The following is a 16136-nucleotide window of genomic DNA, read 5'->3' as shown; positions in this document are numbered from 1 at the left end:
GCCGAGCTGCCTCAGAGCGCGCTGCGGGTCGCCGTCACCTCGGCGGCGGCCCGGCTCAGCGCCTCGTCCCCCGGGTCGGCGGCCAGCAGGTCCGCCGTGACCACCCGCAGTTGGTCGGGCAGGGCCAGGTCGTTGTCGAGCCGGGGCACCACCCGGCGCGGCTCCCCCTCGGCGTCGGCGGCCAGGTTGGCCACCTCCTGCACCAGGCGGTGCACCAGGTCGGCGCGGGACACGTTGCCGGCGGTCGCGACCGCCGCCCACCGGGGCTGCTGCCAGTGCGCGATCTGACGGACCAGCAACTGCACGGCCTTGTCCAACTCCGCTGCGCTCATCGCCGCCGAGTCTACGGCCGACACCGACCGCGCCGGGTCGGGCCGGTCAGCGGCGCAGGTAGCTGAGCAGCCGCAGCAACTGCCAGTAGAGGAAGACCAGCCCGGTGAGCAGGCCGAACGCGCTCAGCCACGCGTACCGACGGGCTCGACCGTCGCGCACCGAGCGTTCGACGAGATCGAAGTCGAGGATGAAGCTGAACGCCCCGGCGATGATGGCCACCACCGAGAAGGCGTACGGCAGCCAGCCGACCTCCCCGCTGACGCTGTAGACCGCCAGGCCCGGTCGCCCGGTGATCAGGTACGACACCAGGTTGACCACGCTGAGCACGGCGATGCCGAGCAGAGTGCCGATCACCAGGCGGGCCAGCCGAGGCGTCGCCCGGATCACCCGGGCCCGGTAGAGCGCCGCCATGCCGAGGAAGACACCGAAGGTGCCGGCCACCGCCTGCACCACGATGCCCGGGTAGACCTGCTCGAAGGTGCGGCTCGCCACCCCCAGCAGCAGGCCCTGGAGGACCGCGTAGCCGACGATCGGCACCGGGTTGGTGATCGCTCGCAACGAGATGACCAGGACCAGCGCTATCGAGGCGAGCGCGGTGCCGGCCAACGCGGCGCCCAGCCACACCGCGTCGGGGATCACCGCCCAGGACACCGCGGCGGCCGCGCCGGTCACGAGCAGCAACCCGACGGTACGGACCACCACGTCGTCGACGGTCATCGGCTCGACGTCGCGGGCGCCGAGCACCCGTGCCTCCACCCGGCTGGGCTCGTCCAGCCGGTTGAGCACCGGGTTGTTGCTGCGCACCGCCGCCTCCTTCGCCCGCGTACCCCCCGAAGTCACTCTGCCCCGGGCGGACCGGCGGCGGCGGGCAAACGGCGCGGACGACGGCGCCCGCCCCCACCGGAGTGGGGACGGGCGACGGTCGGCAGTGCGGACGAGGTCAGTCGTCGCCCTGGAAGTAGCTCAGCAGGCGCAGGATCTCGATGTAGAGCCAGACCAGGCTGACCAGGATGCCGAACGCGGCCACCCAGGAGTAGCGCTGCGGCAGGCCCATCCGGACGCCGTCCTCGATCTCCTTGAAGCTGAGCACGAAGCTCAGCGAGGCGACCACGATGCAGACCAGGCTGAACCCGATGGCGAGCGGGCTGCCGTCGCGCAGGCCGGTGTTGACGCCGAACAGCGCCAGCACCAGGTTGATCATCATGACGGCGAAGAGGCCGACCATCACCGCGATCATGCCCTTGACGAAGGCCGGGGTGGCCCGGATGACCTTCGCCTTGTAGAGCATCGCCATCAGGAAGAAGATGCCGAAGCTGGCCACGGCGGCCTGGAGCACGATGCCGTCGTAACGCGTCTCGAACGCCTTGCTGACCATGCCGACGAAGACACCCTCGACGACCGCGTACGCGATCACGAGCGCCGGGTTGGCCATCCGGGAGAACGAAATGATCAAGCCGAGGACCAGGCCGACCACCGCCGCGCCGATCCACGCGGTACCGACCAGCGCGTCGGGCACGAGCACCCAGGCGGCCGCGGCGGTGATGCCGAGGATGCCGAGCAGAGCGACCGTCTTGACGACCACGTCGTCGACGGTCATCGGCGCCACGGTCGGCGGCGCGGCCGGGTAACCGGCCTGGGACGGGTACTGCTGGGGAATGCCGGGCTGTCCGTACGGCCCGGCCGGGGCGTACCCGGCGGAGCGCTCCCGCTCGGCCGCTTGGCCGAGCCGGGCGAGCACCGGGTTCGAGGTCTTCACTGTCTGGCCTCCCTCAGGGGGTCGTTTGCACGTGAACGTGCCCTCCAAGAGTAAACGGCAGAGCCAAGTCCTGGAGATCACGAATGAGAATGTGTGAGTCGACCGGTGCCCGGGGCGGGGGTCGAACCCGCACGCCTTTCGGCAGCCGCTTTTAAGGCGGCCGTGTCTGCCTTTCCACCACCCGGGCGAGTGGCACCGGCGCGCCGACACGCCTGATGCATTGTCACCGTAGCCGGTCTGCGGCGACCCGGCGTACCCCGCCGGCCTGGCCACATTAGGGTCGATGCCGTGAGCAGCGCAGCCCCCACGGCCCCCGACGCCGCCCCTGAGCAGGCATTCCGCCTCGCCGATCAGGTCAACCGCCGACCCCGGGCCACCCGGCTGCTGGCCGCCGTCCGCCGCCACCGGGCAGATCTGCTGGCCGCTCTGATCTTCGCGGTGCTGGCCGGCTGGCTCACGCACGGGCTGTGGCCCGACCCGGGCGCCCGCATCCTGGCGCTCAACCCGGAGGACCAGACCCTCTACGAGTGGTTCCTGGCGGTGGACGCCCGCGCGCTGCTCGGCGACTTCGACCTGCTCACCGACCGGCTCAACGCTCCCGACGGTGTGAACCTGATGGCCAACACCACGGTGATCGCCCTCGGCGTCCTCTTCGCGCCGGTCACCCTGCTGCTGGGCGCACCGGTCACCTTCGCGCTGCTCGCCGCCGGCAACCTCGCCGGCACCGCACTCGCCTGGTACCTGCTGTTCCACCGGACGATGCGCGTCCGCCGGGTGGCCGCCGCACTCGGCGGCGGGCTGTGCGGATTCGGACCCGGCATGGTGTCGCAGACCAACAGCCACCTGCACATGACCGCCCAGTGGCTGGTGCCGGTGATCGTCTGGCTGGTGGTCCGGCTGCTGCGGGCGGCCGACCCGGGGCCCGATACCCCCGACCAGGCCGGCAATACCCGAGCCACCGGGCCGGACCGTCGTCGGCTGTTCACCTCCGCGGCGGGGCTGGCCGGCGCGATCAGCGCGCAGGTCTTCATCGGCGAGGAGGTGCTCTTCCTCGCCGCGATCACGCTGCTGGTGATGGCAATCAGCTACGCCGTGGCGGACCGGGACCTGGCCCGCCGGGCGCTCCCCGGGTTCGCCGGCGGGTTGGCGATCGCCGCCGCGCTCGCCCTGCTGGTGCTCGGCTATCCGCTGTGGTTCCAGTTCGCCGGGCCGCAGGGAGTCGCCGACGGGATGTTCACCCCGGCCTACTTCTCCGCCGACCTGAGCAGTTGGTGGACGCTCTCCCCGCTGTCGGTGGCCGGCAGCGACGAATCCGCCCGGCTGACCACCGGCCCCGCCGAGTACAACACGTTCCTCGGCTGGCCACTGCTGCTGGTCGCCGGGGTCTGCGCGATCTGGGCCGGGCGACGCCGGCTGGTCTTCGCCTGCGTTGCGGCGGGCCTGGTGATGGGGGCGCTCTCGCTCGGCCCCGAGGTGGTGCTCGGCGGCACCAGGACGGCGATCCCCGGCCCGTACGCCCTGATCGGAGGGCTGCCGGTGGTGGACGGGGCGTTGCCGATGCGGTTCGCGCTGGCGTTGCTGCCGATCGTCGCGACGCTGCTGGTGCTCGCTGTCGACCGGGCCCTGCGCAGCTCCGGTCCGGCGCGGCGGCTGGTGCCCCTGGCCGTCGGAGTGGCGCTGCTGCCGATCTTCCCGACCCCCCTGCCGACCGCGGGACGACCCGCCGTGCCGGAGTTCATCACCGGCGGCCACTGGCGGCAGTGCGTACCGCCGGGCGGGGTGCTGGTCCCGGTGCCACTGCCAACCCCGAAGGAGCCCTGGCCGATGCGCTGGGCGACCGCCGCCGACGCCGGCTTCGGGCTGCCGGAAGGCTTCTTCATCGGCCCGTACGGAAGGGGCGGTACCGCGGCGATGGGCACCTTCAAGCAGCCCACCTCCGCGCTACTGGCGGATGTGGCCCGCCGGGGCGACCAACCGGCCATCGGCGACGAGCAGCGCCGACAGGCCGTCCGCGATGCCGACTTCTGGGGCGCCTCCTGTGTGGCGTTGACCGACGACGCCCCCCACGCCCAGGCCCTGCGCGCCACCCTGGAGCAGCTCTACGGCCCACCCACCCGCATCGCCGACGCCTGGACCTGGCGGGTCTGAACACGCCTTGACGCACGTCTGACGACGCGCGCGACCGGCACCGGATGCGACAAGGGGCCCCTGCCTACCAGAAACGGTAGGCAGGGGCCCCTTCGTGCAGTTGGTGGTCAGACGCGGGGCGCGCCGACCGGCTGGGATGCCTCGACGAACTCCTCGCGCGGGTCGTGCAGCTGGCCCAGGGCGACCACCTCACGCTTGAGGAAGAACGCCAACGACCAGTCCACCACCACGCGGACCTTCCGGTTGAACGACGGGATCCGGCTCATGTGGTACGTCCGGTGCATCACCCAGGCCGGCCAACCGGTCATCTTGATCCCGTACACCTGGGCCACGCCCTTGTGCAGGCCGAGGCTCGCCACACTGCCGACGTGCTTGTGCTTGTAGTTCACCGGCTCGCGACCCCGGATCACGGCCGTGATGTTGTCGGCCATCCGCGCGGCCTGGCGCACCGCGTGCTGAGCGCTCGGCGAGCAGAAGTTGCCCGGCTCCTTGGTCAGGTCCGGCACGGCGGCGCAGTCCCCGGCGCTCCAGGCACCCTCGAGCACCTGGTCACCGTCGACCACCTGGAGCGTGGGCAGGCAGGTGATCCGTCGACGGTCGTCGCGCGGGAAGTCGGTCGAGTCCAGCATCGGCGACGGCTTCACACCGGCCGTCCAGACGATCGTGTCGGAGCGGAAGCTGTCACCGTCGGAGAGCTTGACCACCCCGTCGACGCAGGACTCGAGGCGGGTGTCCAGCCGGATGTCCATGTTGCGCTTCATCAACTGCTGCACGGTGTAGGCACCCATGTCCCGGTCGACCTCGGGCAGCACCCGCTGGGTCGCCTCGACCAGCACCCAGCGGACCTCGTCCTGCTTGAGCTCCGGGTAGTAACGCAGGGCGTCGCGAGCCATGTCCTCCATCTCGGCGAGCGCCTCGATGCCGGCGTACCCACCGCCGACGAAGGTGAAGGTCAGCGCCGAACGGCGGACGTCCGGATCCGGCGTGGCGGCCGCCACGTCGAGCCGATCCAGCACGTGGTTGCGCAGGTAGATCGCCTCGCCGATGGTCTTGAACCCGATGCCCTGCTCGTGCAGACCGGGGATCGGCAGGGTGCGGGAGACCGAACCCGGAGCCACGATCACGTGGTCGTAGGTGATCTCCCGGGCCGGGCCGCTGATCGGCTGCACGGTGGCCACCTTGCGGTCGTGCTCGATCCGCGTGACCGTGCCGGCCACCATCTTGCACCGACGCAACTCCCGCCGCAGCGGCACCACGGAGTGCCGCGGGGAGATGTTGCCCGCCGCCGCCTCCGGCAGGAACGGCTGATAGGTCATGTGGGGTTGGGGGTCAACCACCATGACCTCAGCCTCACGGGAGCTGAGCTTCTTCGACAGGCGCAGGGCCGCGTACAGACCGACGTGCCCGGCACCAACCACAAGGATCCGCTTCGGATTCACGTTGTCTATCTTTCCCCGGCCGGCTCAGGTAATCCCGCTCGCGCCCCCCATCTGTGACGGAGCACAACCCATGTGACCTGCGTAACCCTCGGCTCGCAGTGGTCACCGACGCCGCAGAAGCCAGCCCAGCAACACTGCCATTCCCACCGCCACCAGCAGCCCCAGCACTGTCACCCACTGGTATCCGGCGCCCCCACCCGTCCCCGTCGCCTGCAGCAGCAGCACGCCGAGCACGGCGGAACCCAACAGCACGGCGGCCGACCGCACCAACCAACGGGTGATCAACTCGGGGTCCACCATCGCGTCATAGGGCAACAGTGCGGCCAGCGCGCAGAGGGTGTGAGCCAGGTACAGCAGGGCCGCGACGGCGAGAAGCCGCCAGAGGGCGACCGGACGGCCGTACCCGTCGGTGGCGAGCAGCCAGCCGCCGACCGTGACCAACGCCGTGAAGGTCGTCCAGACCTTGCGCGGCCCGAACGCGGGCAACAGGGCAGCCACCGCCATGAAGAAGATCGGCCGGCCGGAAAGCACCTCCGCGGGGAACGCCAGGGCGAACCCGGCAAACACGATGACGAAGATCCCGGCCCGGACCAGCAGCGGGGCCACGCTGACGCGAGCGACGGCGTACTGCACCGCCCGAACCCGCTCCACCACCGCGTTCACCGCACCCGCCTTCCGTTCGCGACTGCGGGGCTCGCAAGCTCACTCCTCGCGCTCACCGGCCACCCACCCTCGGGGCCGTCGCCAACCGGGCCACGTCCCGCAACACCTGGTCCAGGCTGCCGGCACCGGCCCAGCGCACCACCGGTACGCCGTGCTCCCGGAGCTGCCCGATCATGATCTCCCGATCCAGGCGCCACAGCCGGTACGCCACCTCGGCCCAACCCCGGTCCTTCGGTGACGCCAGGTCGGTCGGCAACGTGTCGACCGCCACCACGAACCTCCCGCCGCGGGCCAACCGGGCGAGCATCTGTGCCGACCGTTCGTCCAGCAGCGGGGTGAGCACCACCACCAACGCGTCCGAGGAGAGCAACTGCGGGCCGAAGACCTGGTCGTACGGTTCGTGCGCGGACGCGTGGACCCGGACGTCGAGCAACCACTCCAGGACGGTCAGGTACTGCCGCCGCCCGGCGGCCGGCCGGAGCCGGCGGGCGGCCGGCCCGTATTCCAGCAGCGAGACCCGGTCACCGCGGTGCAGGTAGTGCTCGGCGATCGCGGCGGTGGCCCGGACGGTGGTGTCCAGCACCGAGGCGGCGCCGTCCACCCCACCGGAGCGGCCCGCCTCGGCGAGCACGTCGAGCAGCACCACCACCTCCGCGTCCCGGTCGGAGAGGGTGGCGGCCACGTGCAGCTGCCGGGCCCGCAACGAGACCCGCCAGTCGATCCGGCGCAGCCGGTCGCCGGGGGCGAAGACGCGTACGCCGGCAAGCTCGCCGCCCTCTCCCGGTCGGCGAGAGTGGTGCGCCCCGACCAGGCCGGCGGCGCGGGGCATCGCCTCGACCGCCTCGAACGGCTCGGTGCGGGGGTACACCCGCACCCGTACCGGCTCGGTGATCACCGCCCGGGAGACCAGCAGACCCCCGGCCGTGGCGACCCGGGCACCGGCGGGGCCGACCGGGTGCCGGCCCCAGCGCAGGGCCTTGCCGGCCAGCTCCAGGTCCACGGCGGCGCCGATCGGCACCGACGTCACGAACGGCCGGTCCGCGACGGAACGGCGCCCGCCGTTGCCCTGCGCCGTCGCACCGGTTTCCGCTGTGGCGCTCGGCGCCCCGTCGTCGACAACCTCATCGCGGGCGAAGCCGGCCCGGTCGATCCGCAGCCACGGCGACACGCGGGTACGCATCACCACCAGGTCGTAGTCGACAGTGTCCGGGTTGCCGACGCTCACCGCCGCCGCCACGTCACCGCCCTCGACCAGCGGCCCACCGTCACCCTGGGTGATCCACACCTGCGGCAGCGCCGTGGGTCGTCGACGCAGCGCGTACGCGGTGCCCAACGCGAACGGTGCGGCGAGCACGATGAGGTCCACCCGGCCCAGCAGCACCCCGGCCACCAGCAGCAGGCCGGCGAGCAGCACCGCACGGCCGAGCGCCGGGGTGGGCGCCCAGCCGGCAGCCGGTTCCGCTTCGGTGGCCGTCGGCACTGTCGGTCCGGACATCAGTGCCGGGGCCCGCCGGCGGCGTAGCTGGGCAGCGCGCCACTGGCCGGGGCGGGAGTCGCCTCCAGTACCTCGCCCACCACGAACGCCGGGTCGACCCGACGCAACCACATCTCCGGGCGCAGGGTGATCCGGTGGGCCAGGGCGGGCGCCGCCACCGACTTGACGTCCTCCGGCACCACGTAGTCCCGTCCGCCGAACACCGCGCGGACCCGGGCCAGCAGCAGCAGCGCCAGCGAACCGCGAGGTGAGGCGCCGACCAGCACCGACGGGTGTTCCCGGGTGGCCGCGGTGAGCGACACGATGTAGCGGCCGATGGAGTCCTCCACCACCACGTCCTCCAGTGCGGCCTGCATGGCCCGCAGCGTCGCCGCGTCGACAACCGCTTTGATGTCCGCCTCCTCCCGGCGACGGCTCATCCGACGGCGCAGCACCTCCCACTCCTCTTCGTGCTGCGGGTAACCGAACGAGACCCGCAGCAGGAACCGGTCCAGCTGCGCCTCCGGCAGCGGGTAGGTGCCCTCGTACTCGATGGGGTTGGCGGTGGCCAGCACGTGGAACGGCTCGTCGAGCTTGTAGGTGACACCCTCGACCGACACCTGCTTCTCCTGCATCGCCTCCAGCAGCGCGGACTGGGTCTTCGGCGGCGTCCGGTTGATCTCGTCGGCGAGGAGCAGGTTGGTGAAGACCGGGCCGGCCCGGAAGGTGAAGTCGCCGTTGCGCTGGTCGTACAGGAAGGAGCCGGTGACGTCGGCGGGGAGCAGGTCGGGGGTGAACTGCAACCGACGGAAGTCCAACCCGAGGGCCTGGGCGAACGAGCGGGCGGTGAGTGTCTTACCGAGCCCCGGCAGGTCCTCCAGGAGCACGTGCCCGCCCGCGAGGATGCCGGCGAGGACCAGCTCCAACGCGTCCCGTTTGCCGACCACGACGGTGCCGACCGCGTCCAGGACCGTCCGAGCCAGCTGCCCGACCTCGGCGGGGGCAATGCTCCGGTCCACGTCGTTCATCAGATGTTCTCCAGTTCGGCGACGATCACCGCGAGGTCGCGCGGCGACGGGGTGCGGCGAGGCGGGGTCTCCAGGAACGTCCACAGGCGGTCACCCAGCAGGACGCGAGCGCGGGCGGGATCCGACTCACGGGTGACGCCGTGTTTCAGCCGCATCCGCTCGTCGGCCAGTTCACCGATCCGGGGCAGGACCACCTCGGTGAAACGTTCGGTTCGGTTCGCGGACCAGTCCAGGGGCCGTTCCCACTGGTTGATCGCGCCACGCAGCGCGTCCCGGGCGCCCCAGTTGTAGCTGCCGTCGTCTTCGCCCGCGCCGGCCTGGCGAGCCGGCGGCGGCGGGGGCGGCGGCGCCAGCAGGGCGGTGACCCGGCGGACCGCCAGCACGGCGAGCACCCCGGCGATCAGTACGGGCAGCGAAACCTGGAGGCCCACCGCGCGGAGGCCGACCAGCAGGACCGCTACCAACGCGGCGGCCCACGCGAGCGAGCGCAGCACGGGACGCCATCGGGACGGGCGCGCCTGCGGACCGACCGGCGCGGCCTCCTCCTCGAACGCGAGCAGATCGTCGATGCTGGTGCTGCTCATGAGGTCACCGCCGCGGTGAGCTCTCCGCGCAGCCGGCCGAGCGCGGCGCGGGCCTGGTCCCGGGTGCGTTCGCCGACCGGGTGGGTGGCGTACCGGGCCTCCCGGTAGACGTGCGCGAACTCGGCAAGCACGTCGGTGCTGGCGATGGCCGGCACGCCCGCCGCCGGGTCGCCCTGCAAGAGTCGGCTGACCAGGTCGGTGGGGGTGTCTCCGGCGAGCCTCGGCACGCCGGCCGCGGCGGCGGTCTCCTCCAGGCGCACCCAGCAGGCGATCACCGCCACCCGGGGGTCGGTGTCCCGGTCGTCGAGCTCCACCAGGCCGGCGTCGAGGGCGGCGACCACCTCGCGGGCGGTGCCCTCGGCGGTACGGCGGGCCCGCTGCGCGGGTAGTGCCCGGGTGGTACGGCGCAGTGCGCCCCGGATCAGGACCCAGCTGAGGTAGCCGAGCGCGGCGAGGATGGCAAGCCCGAGCAGGACCACAGCCACCGTGCCGACCCACTGCGGGATGTGCGCCTGGGTGGCCTCGCCGGCGTCGCGGGGCTCGATCGGGATGGACGGCGATGGCTCAACGGTCGGGTACTCGGGAACCCAGGGAACGTTGTCCGCGGCCGGCGGAATGCGACTGGCCCCGATCGACGAGTGAGCGGACGCCAGCGCGGCACCGGCGAGCAGGGCGGCGACCGCGCCGACCGGCCACCACCGGCGGAGCAGGCCGAGCACCGGCCGCAGCGCACCGGGATCGGCGGACGGTGCCGGTGTGGGCGGGCGTGTTCCGTCTGTCATCGCCACCACCCCACGCGTCGTCTCAGTCCACTCCGGCCAGCTGTTTAGCCTGGCCGAAGACGTCGTCCAACATCCCTGGTGTCAACCGCCCCGTGAAGGTGTTCTGCTGACTGACGTGGTAGCAGCCGAGCAAGTCCGGGGCGTTCGTGCCGGACCAGTGTGCCCCATGCCCGAACACCGGTCGCGGGCTGGGCGGGGGCTGCCCGTACACCGCGCGGAGCACCGGCCACCACGCGGCCCAGGCGAACGCGCCCAGCGCGACCACGACCCGCAGCGTGGGCCGGATCAACGTGACCTCGCGGTGCAGCCAGGGTGCGCAGGTGTCCCGTTCCACTGGGGTCGGTTTGTTGTCCGGAGGCGCACACCGGACGGCCGAGAAGATCCGCAGATCGCGCACTGTGAGCCCGTCGTCGGCGGCGACGCTGGTCGGCTGGTTGGCCAGCCCGGCCCGGTGCAGCGCGGCGAACAGCACGTCACCCGACCGGTCACCGGTGAAGATCCGGCCGGTGCGGTTGCCGCCGTGTGCGGCCGGCGCCAGCCCGAGGATGGCGATCCGGGCGTCACCCGTGCCGAGGCCCGGCACCGGTCGACCCCAGTACTCCTGGTCGCGGAAGGCGGCCCGGCGGGTGCGGGCGACCTCCTCCCGCCACTGGACCAGCCGCGGGCAGGCGAAGCAGTCGCTCACCGCCGCGTCGAGGTCGGCCAGGTCGGTCGCCCGCGCTGCGCGGGCGACCACCTGTGCGGGGGTACGCGTCTCAGCCAAGCTTGGCCCGGAAGAGTTCCAGGGTGCGGGCCCAGGCGCTGGCGGCGGCGCGCTGGTCGAACGCCTCCGGCCGGTCGTCATTGAAGAAGGCGTGCGAGGTGCCCGGGTAGTCGTAGAGGTGGCAGTCGCCGCCGGCTTCTTCGATGGCCCGCCGGGCGGTCTGTACGCCGTCGTTGGCCGAGGTGCCGTCCTCTTCGGAGCAGTGGATGACCGCTGCCTTGCCGGCGTAGTCGGCCCAGTCGGGGCGCATCGACTCCCAGGGCAGCACGGGATAGAAGCCGGCGGTCGCGACGATCCGCTCGGAGATGGTGGCCGACCAGAGGGCCAGGCTGCCACCGGCGCAGAAGCCCACGGCACCGACCTTACCGGTGACCTCGGGCCGCCCGGCGAGATAGTCGGCCGCTCCGGCGATGTCCTTCGCCGCCTCGTCCATCCGCATGGCCAGCAGGAGCCGCTGCGCCTCGTCCGGCTCGCTGGTCGTCTCACCGTGGTAGAAGTCCGGGGCGAGGGCGACGAAGCCGGCCTCGGCGAACCGGTCCGCCACCGACCGGATGTGCGGGACCAGACCCCACCATTCCTGAATGACGATGACGGCGGGGCTGGCCGTGCCGCTGGCGGGTATCGCGAGATACCCCTCGCTCGTGCCCCCGTTGCTGCGGTAGCTCACCATTTCGCCCATGGGCCGTCCTCCTAGCGGTCAGTCATCGTTGGCTGGTCGCCCAGTGGTCCTACGTGCCGGTAGCCTGCCACGCCGCGCGGCCGTCGGGAAGACGCCGGAACAGTGGCATTCACCTCCCGTTCGCCCCCCGGTGACTCCGGGTACGCCGACGGCGGCGGGGTCCGCTCCCGCCGCCGTCGATGCCGAGCTACCGCTGTGGTCAGACCTTCTTGGTCAGGCAGAGCACGTAGCCCGTCTTGCCCGGCTCGATGCTGGAGAAGACGTACCCCTCCTGGCCCTCCTTGAAGAACTGGGTGCAGGTGGTGTCGGCCTTGGCCTGCGCCTCGCTCTGGCCGTCCACCCGGCCGACCACGCTGTACGCCGCGTCGGTGGAGGTGCACTCGACGACCTTGGCGCCGTCGACCTCCTCCTGCTCGGTGCCGGTGATCTCGGGCAGCTCGGCGATGCAGTCGCCGGTCTTGGCGGCTGCGGTCTCGTCCTTGTTGAAGTAGTTGCCGATCGCCGAGGCGACACCGAACTTCAGGCCGGCGATGACGACGACGGCGAGGACCGCACCGACGATGCCGATGGCCTTCTTCGCACCGGACTTCTCCGCCTTCGGCTCGGCCGTCGGCTGGTGCTCGGCGGCCGGCTGCTGCTCGGGCGTCTGCGGCTGCTGCGCGGCAGACTGCGGCGCGGCCGCTTGCGGCGTCTCGACGGCCGGCTCAGGGGTTGCGGCGTCGGGCGCGGGGGGCGGTGCGACCTGCTCTGACACGGGGGTTCCTTCCGAGGGGTTGATGAGCAGACGACACCGTAACGATCATTGATTTCCGGTGCCGTCCCGCTCGCCTCGTCCGTTCAGCTATTTCCCAGCTTCGTCAGCATGATCCAGTTCACACCCTGGGTTCAGCGCGTCGGGGTGGGAGTGGGCGTGGGGGTTGGCGTTCCGCTCGGCGGCAGGCCGGTGGCCGTACCGGTCGGCAGCGGCGTCCCGGTCTCCCCCGGTGTGCCGCTCGGGTCCGGCGTGCTGGTCGGGTCCGACGTGCTGGTGGGCGACACAGGCGGTAGGGGCGCGCCCGGTGCGCGGGGCACGAAGGGCGCCTGCTCCGGGCAGTACGGGTACGCCCGCAGCGTCTGCTTTTCATAGGCGTCTTCGGAGCAGTCCGGGTAGCCGAGCCGGATCGGGTTGCCGTTCTGGTCGAAGAGCCGGGCATTCTCCACCAGGCGGCCCTCGCTGTCGTAGACGAAGACGTCCCGGACCCGGTCGTACTGGCTGTCGACAGCGGTCTGGTCGTAGCCGTAGTCGCCGTAGCGCATCCGGTCCTCGGCCTGGATCAGCGCGGCGAACGCGAAGACCACCAGCACCACGCTGGCGACCTGCACGACCGAGCGCGGCCAGCGGGTCAGCTGGGCCGAACGGCGACCGATCCAGATGGAGCCGAGCACGAAGCCGATCAGCATGATCAGGCCGGCGAGCAGCTCACCGCCGAACCTCGGCAGTAGCCCGAATTCGCCACCGGTGGTGATCACGGTGACCAGCATCGCCGCCAGATAACCGCGCAGCACCCACCAGGCCGGGCGCAACAGTCGGAGGAAGTCGCTGGCCGTCTCGTACCCCAGGGGTGGGCCGAGCCGGGTGTCCATGGCGCGCAGCCGGCCGCGGACCCGGGCCATCGCGCTCGCCACCCGCTGGTCGAGGTTGCGCCCGCTGCCCGGCGCGGCGCCGGCAGCGGCGCGCAGCTCGGCGGCGTACGTCTCGGGCTCACCCAACCGCTCGACCAGGGTGCCCTCGGCCTCGGCGGCGACCTCGGTGAGGTGGTCGGCGAGATCCTCGGTCAACTCGTCGCGTTGCCCGGGCGGCAGGTCGGCCAGAGCGGCCCGGACTCGCGCCACATAGTCGGTGATCTCCTGCTCCGCGACGGTCATGCCGCCACCCCCCGATCGTCGAGCAGAGTGTCCATTGTGGTGGCGAACGAGCGCCAGAGCTTGCCGGAGCGGGTCAACTGGTCACGCCCCGCGGCGTTGAGTGAGTAGTACTTGCGGTGCGGCCCGGATTCGCTCGGCACGACGTAGGTGGTGAGCAGGCCGGCGGCGAAGAGGCGGCGCAGCGTCCCGTAGACCGAGGCGTCACCGACCTCCTCCAGGCCGGCCTCGCGCAGCCGGCGCAGGATGTCGTAACCGTAACCGTCCTCCTCTCGGAGCACGGCCAGGACGGCCAGATCAAGCACGCCCTTCAACAACTGTGTGGTGTCCACGCATTGCACACTACTGCGTAATGCGAAGTAGCGTCAACGCATCCGCCCCGACACGCCGCCAGTGAGGCGCCGGGGCGCTGATCGACTCGGTTTTCAGGAAATCGGGGCATCCGAGGCACCTGGACACCACGACTTCAATGAAGGCGAGTTGATCAACTCCGCGCGCGCGGTGGCTTACCGGACGCTCCAGGCGATCCCGTCGAGGATGTCGTGCTCCGAGGCGACCACCGACGGCATCCCGGCCCGCTCCATGATCACGCGAAGCACCAGGGCACCTGCGCCGATCACGTCGGCGCGGCCCGGGTGCATCACCGGGTTCGCCAACCGCTGCGCACGGGTCTGACCCAGCAGCTCCGCTGTCACCCGGGCGACCTCCTCGTACGACACCCGGGCGTGGTGGATGCGCTCCGGGTCGTACTCCCGCAGCCCCTGCGCCAGGGCGACCACTGTGGTGACCGACCCGGCGAGGCCGACCAGGGTGGCCGCCTCGCGACCGGGCACCACGGCGAGCGCCTGGTCCACCACCGCAGCGATGTCGGCCTGCGCCGCCTCGACCTGCTCGGCCGTCGGCGGGTCACCGGGCAGGTGCCGCTCGGTCATCCGGACGCAGCCGATGTCCACCGAGATCGCCGACCGCACCCCGGCGGCCCGGTCACCGACCACGAACTCGGTGGAACCACCACCGATGTCGACGACCAGGAACGGCTCCTTCGCGTCGGCGGGCAGCCCGCGCACCGCGCCGGTGAACGACAACCGGGCCTCCTCGTCGCCGCTGACCACCTCGGGCGCGACACCGAGGGTGGCCCGCACCATCTCGGTGAAGTCGGCGGCGTTGGCGGCATCGCGCGAAGCCGAGGTGGCACACATCCGCACCCGCTGCGCGCCCAGCTTCTCGATGTCGGCGGCGTACGACGCCAACGCCACCCGGGTCCGCTCGATCGCCTCCGGCGCCAGTCGGCCGGTGCGGTCCACGCCCTGCCCCAGGCGGACGATCTCCATCCGCCGGGTCAGGTCGACCAGCGGCGCCTGCGGCCCGGCCGAGGCGTCGGGCAGGTCGGCGACCAGCAGTCGGATCGAGTTGGTCCCGCAGTCGATGGCCGCCACACGCGTCGTCACGGCAGCAACCTTACGGCAGGACGGGCGGCCACCCGGCGGCTTGGTTGGGCGTGGGCCACGAGTCGCCCAGGTCCCCCGACCGGCCCCGCAACAACCCCAACCCGAGCGCGGTCAGGTGATGCCGGACGGCCCCGCCCTCCCGCTCGCTGGTCACCAGACCGGCGGTCCGCAGCGCGCGGGCGTGCTCCGAGGCCGAGGAGAGACTGATCCCGACCGCCCGGGACAACACGGTGGTGGTCAACCCGCCGTCGGTCGCCAGCCGGCGCAGCACCAGCGCCCGGGTGACGCCGAGCAGCCGACCGAGGGCATCGTCGTCGGCGGGAGCCCCGCGCGCGGGCATGACCACCGGGTAGACGAGCAGGATCGGGAAGCCCTGCTCGACAAGCACCCGAGGCCGCGGCCCGGCCAACGGTGAGGGCAGCAGGATGATCCCGTGGCCGGTGCCGGGGAGATCGCCGTCCCACCACGTGCGTACCTCCAGCACCGGCTCCCGCCACCGGATCCCCGGGTGCAGACCCGCGAAGAGTTCGGCCAGTCCGTGCTGCGCCAGCCGCTGGCTGGCGGATGCCACCTGCTGACGGTACGCGGACACCAGCTCGGCCCAGTGCGGTTCGAGCACCGCGTCGAACCAGGTCCGCACGGCCCCGCCGAACAGGTCCAGCACCTCCGGGTCGGCCGCCGCGAACCGCCGCCGCAGCAGGCTGGCCGACGTGTCCGCGTAGGCCAGGGTGACCTCGGCGCGGACCCGCCGCGCCGGGGTGGCCCGGATCGCCTCCAGACCGGCCTCGACCGACTCCAGGCCGTCGAAGGGAGTGACGAAGTCCGGCAGACGTCCCCGGTCGGGCAGCAGGTGCCGCAGCACCGCTGTGGCAGCCTGGGCGGCAGCCGTGCCCTCGGCCGCTGCCGCACGCTCGGCCAGGGCCGGCGCCATCGCCGCGACAGTGGGATCGCGCAGCCACTGACCAGCCAGCAGCGCGATCCCGACCGGATGCAGTCGATCGGCGAACCGCACCCGGCACAGGTCGGCCGACCCGAGCTGGAGGCGAAGCATGGCAATAGCCTGCCTGCCTTCGCCCAGGACCGAAAGGGTTGATCCGCGGCCGAACGCTCTCCAGTGTGGACTGCGGGGTCGACGGG

General features: G+C 72.1%; 17 protein-coding genes and 1 tRNA gene. 1 reads left to right on the top strand and 17 read right to left on the bottom strand.

Translation table 11 applies throughout. The features are described from left to right. Positions 1–11 precede the first annotated feature (11 nt). From GUI43_RS08135 to GUI43_RS08120, 4 genes are all read right to left on the bottom strand, one after another. Positions 12–332: a hypothetical protein gene (locus tag GUI43_RS08135; RefSeq protein WP_112582470.1), complete on the bottom strand. Its 321-nt coding sequence runs from the start codon at positions 330–332 to the stop codon at positions 12–14. Between the two features lie 46 nt (positions 333–378). Next, entirely contained in the window at positions 379–1137 is a 759-nt protein-coding gene (locus GUI43_RS08130; protein ID WP_112582471.1) for a Bax inhibitor-1/YccA family protein, read from the bottom strand. A gap of 136 nt (positions 1138–1273) precedes the next feature. Then, positions 1274–2089, bottom strand: a complete 816-nt coding sequence (locus GUI43_RS08125) for a Bax inhibitor-1/YccA family protein (protein WP_091394231.1) — start codon at positions 2087–2089, stop codon at positions 1274–1276. Between the two features lie 106 nt (positions 2090–2195). Then, a tRNA-Leu gene (locus tag GUI43_RS08120) sits at positions 2196–2276 on the bottom strand. A gap of 101 nt (positions 2277–2377) precedes the next feature. Here GUI43_RS08120 and GUI43_RS08115 point away from each other — a divergent pair. Next, a complete protein-coding gene (locus GUI43_RS08115; protein WP_211326665.1) occupies positions 2378–4237 on the top strand; it encodes a hypothetical protein in 1860 nt (619 codons plus the stop codon). 107 nt (positions 4238–4344) lie between these two features. Here GUI43_RS08115 and GUI43_RS08110 read toward each other — a convergent pair whose 3' ends face one another. From GUI43_RS08110 to GUI43_RS08050, 13 genes are all read right to left on the bottom strand, one after another. After that, positions 4345–5676 carry an NAD(P)/FAD-dependent oxidoreductase gene (locus GUI43_RS08110; protein WP_091394234.1) on the bottom strand — a complete coding sequence of 444 codons (1332 nt, stop codon included), beginning with the start codon at positions 5674–5676 and terminating at the stop codon, positions 4345–4347. Positions 5677–5778: 102 nt separating this feature from the next. Then, positions 5779–6339 carry a hypothetical protein gene (locus GUI43_RS08105; protein WP_112698476.1) on the bottom strand — a complete coding sequence of 187 codons (561 nt, stop codon included), beginning with the start codon at positions 6337–6339 and terminating at the stop codon, positions 5779–5781. A gap of 52 nt (positions 6340–6391) precedes the next feature. Further along, on the bottom strand, positions 6392–7834 hold the full coding sequence (locus tag GUI43_RS08100; protein ID WP_112698475.1) for a DUF58 domain-containing protein: 1443 nt from the start codon (positions 7832–7834) through the stop codon (positions 6392–6394). Further along, positions 7834–8841: an AAA family ATPase gene (locus tag GUI43_RS08095; RefSeq protein WP_112581968.1), complete on the bottom strand. Its 1008-nt coding sequence runs from the start codon at positions 8839–8841 to the stop codon at positions 7834–7836. Before GUI43_RS08095 ends, GUI43_RS08100 begins: the two co-directional genes overlap by 1 nt. Continuing rightward, positions 8841–9425 (bottom strand): hypothetical protein, encoded by a 585-nt coding sequence (locus GUI43_RS08090; protein WP_112581967.1) that lies wholly within the window; start codon positions 9423–9425, stop codon positions 8841–8843. The genes GUI43_RS08095 and GUI43_RS08090 overlap by 1 nt, the downstream gene beginning before the upstream one ends. Further along, the gene (locus GUI43_RS08085; protein ID WP_112581982.1) at positions 9422–10207 is read right to left on the bottom strand and encodes a DUF4129 domain-containing protein; all 786 of its coding nucleotides are present in this window, start codon (positions 10205–10207) and stop codon (positions 9422–9424) included. Before GUI43_RS08085 ends, GUI43_RS08090 begins: the two co-directional genes overlap by 4 nt. A gap of 22 nt (positions 10208–10229) precedes the next feature. Then, complete coding sequence (locus tag GUI43_RS08080; protein ID WP_112581965.1) at positions 10230–10943, bottom strand: uracil-DNA glycosylase; 714 nt, start codon at positions 10941–10943, stop codon at positions 10230–10232. 19 nt (positions 10944–10962) lie between these two features. Then, a complete protein-coding gene (locus GUI43_RS08075) occupies positions 10963–11649 on the bottom strand; it encodes a dienelactone hydrolase family protein (protein ID WP_112581964.1) in 687 nt (228 codons plus the stop codon). 199 nt (positions 11650–11848) lie between these two features. Then, entirely contained in the window at positions 11849–12403 is a 555-nt protein-coding gene (locus tag GUI43_RS08070; RefSeq protein WP_112698474.1) for an LppU/SCO3897 family protein, read from the bottom strand. 131 nt (positions 12404–12534) lie between these two features. Continuing rightward, entirely contained in the window at positions 12535–13554 is a 1020-nt protein-coding gene (locus GUI43_RS08065) for an HAAS signaling domain-containing protein (protein WP_112581961.1), read from the bottom strand. Next, complete coding sequence (locus GUI43_RS08060; RefSeq protein WP_112581960.1) at positions 13551–13883, bottom strand: PadR family transcriptional regulator; 333 nt, start codon at positions 13881–13883, stop codon at positions 13551–13553. Before GUI43_RS08060 ends, GUI43_RS08065 begins: the two co-directional genes overlap by 4 nt. A 174-nt stretch (positions 13884–14057) precedes the next feature. Next, the gene (locus GUI43_RS08055; RefSeq protein ID WP_112698473.1) at positions 14058–14987 is read right to left on the bottom strand and encodes a Ppx/GppA phosphatase family protein; all 930 of its coding nucleotides are present in this window, start codon (positions 14985–14987) and stop codon (positions 14058–14060) included. Positions 14988–15009: 22 nt separating this feature from the next. Continuing rightward, the gene (locus GUI43_RS08050) at positions 15010–16050 is read right to left on the bottom strand and encodes an ArsR/SmtB family transcription factor (RefSeq protein WP_146765874.1); all 1041 of its coding nucleotides are present in this window, start codon (positions 16048–16050) and stop codon (positions 15010–15012) included. Positions 16051–16136 lie beyond the last annotated feature (86 nt).

This window comes from Micromonospora noduli (assembly GCF_003264365.1).
Lineage (GTDB): Bacteria > Actinomycetota > Actinomycetes > Mycobacteriales > Micromonosporaceae > Micromonospora > Micromonospora noduli.
Note: the sequence above shows the minus strand (reverse complement) of the source record. Positions and strands in the feature narration are given on the sequence as shown.

Coding starts and splice junctions, on each gene's coding strand:
- GUI43_RS08090 (WP_112581967.1), bottom strand. CDS start 9,425: ATGAGCAGCACCAGCATCGACGATCTGCTCGCGTTCGAGGAGGAGGCC.
- GUI43_RS08085 (WP_112581982.1), bottom strand. CDS start 10,207: ATGACAGACGGAACACGCCCGCCCACACCGGCACCGTCCGCCGATCCC.
- GUI43_RS08075 (WP_112581964.1), bottom strand. CDS start 11,649: ATGGGCGAAATGGTGAGCTACCGCAGCAACGGGGGCACGAGCGAGGGG.
- GUI43_RS08135 (WP_112582470.1), bottom strand. CDS start 332: ATGAGCGCAGCGGAGTTGGACAAGGCCGTGCAGTTGCTGGTCCGTCAG.
- GUI43_RS08095 (WP_112581968.1), bottom strand. CDS start 8,841: ATGAACGACGTGGACCGGAGCATTGCCCCCGCCGAGGTCGGGCAGCTG.
- GUI43_RS08065 (WP_112581961.1), bottom strand. CDS start 13,554: ATGACCGTCGCGGAGCAGGAGATCACCGACTATGTGGCGCGAGTCCGG.
- GUI43_RS08100 (WP_112698475.1), bottom strand. CDS start 7,834: ATGTCCGGACCGACAGTGCCGACGGCCACCGAAGCGGAACCGGCTGCC.
- GUI43_RS08050 (WP_146765874.1), bottom strand. CDS start 16,050: ATGCTTCGCCTCCAGCTCGGGTCGGCCGACCTGTGCCGGGTGCGGTTC.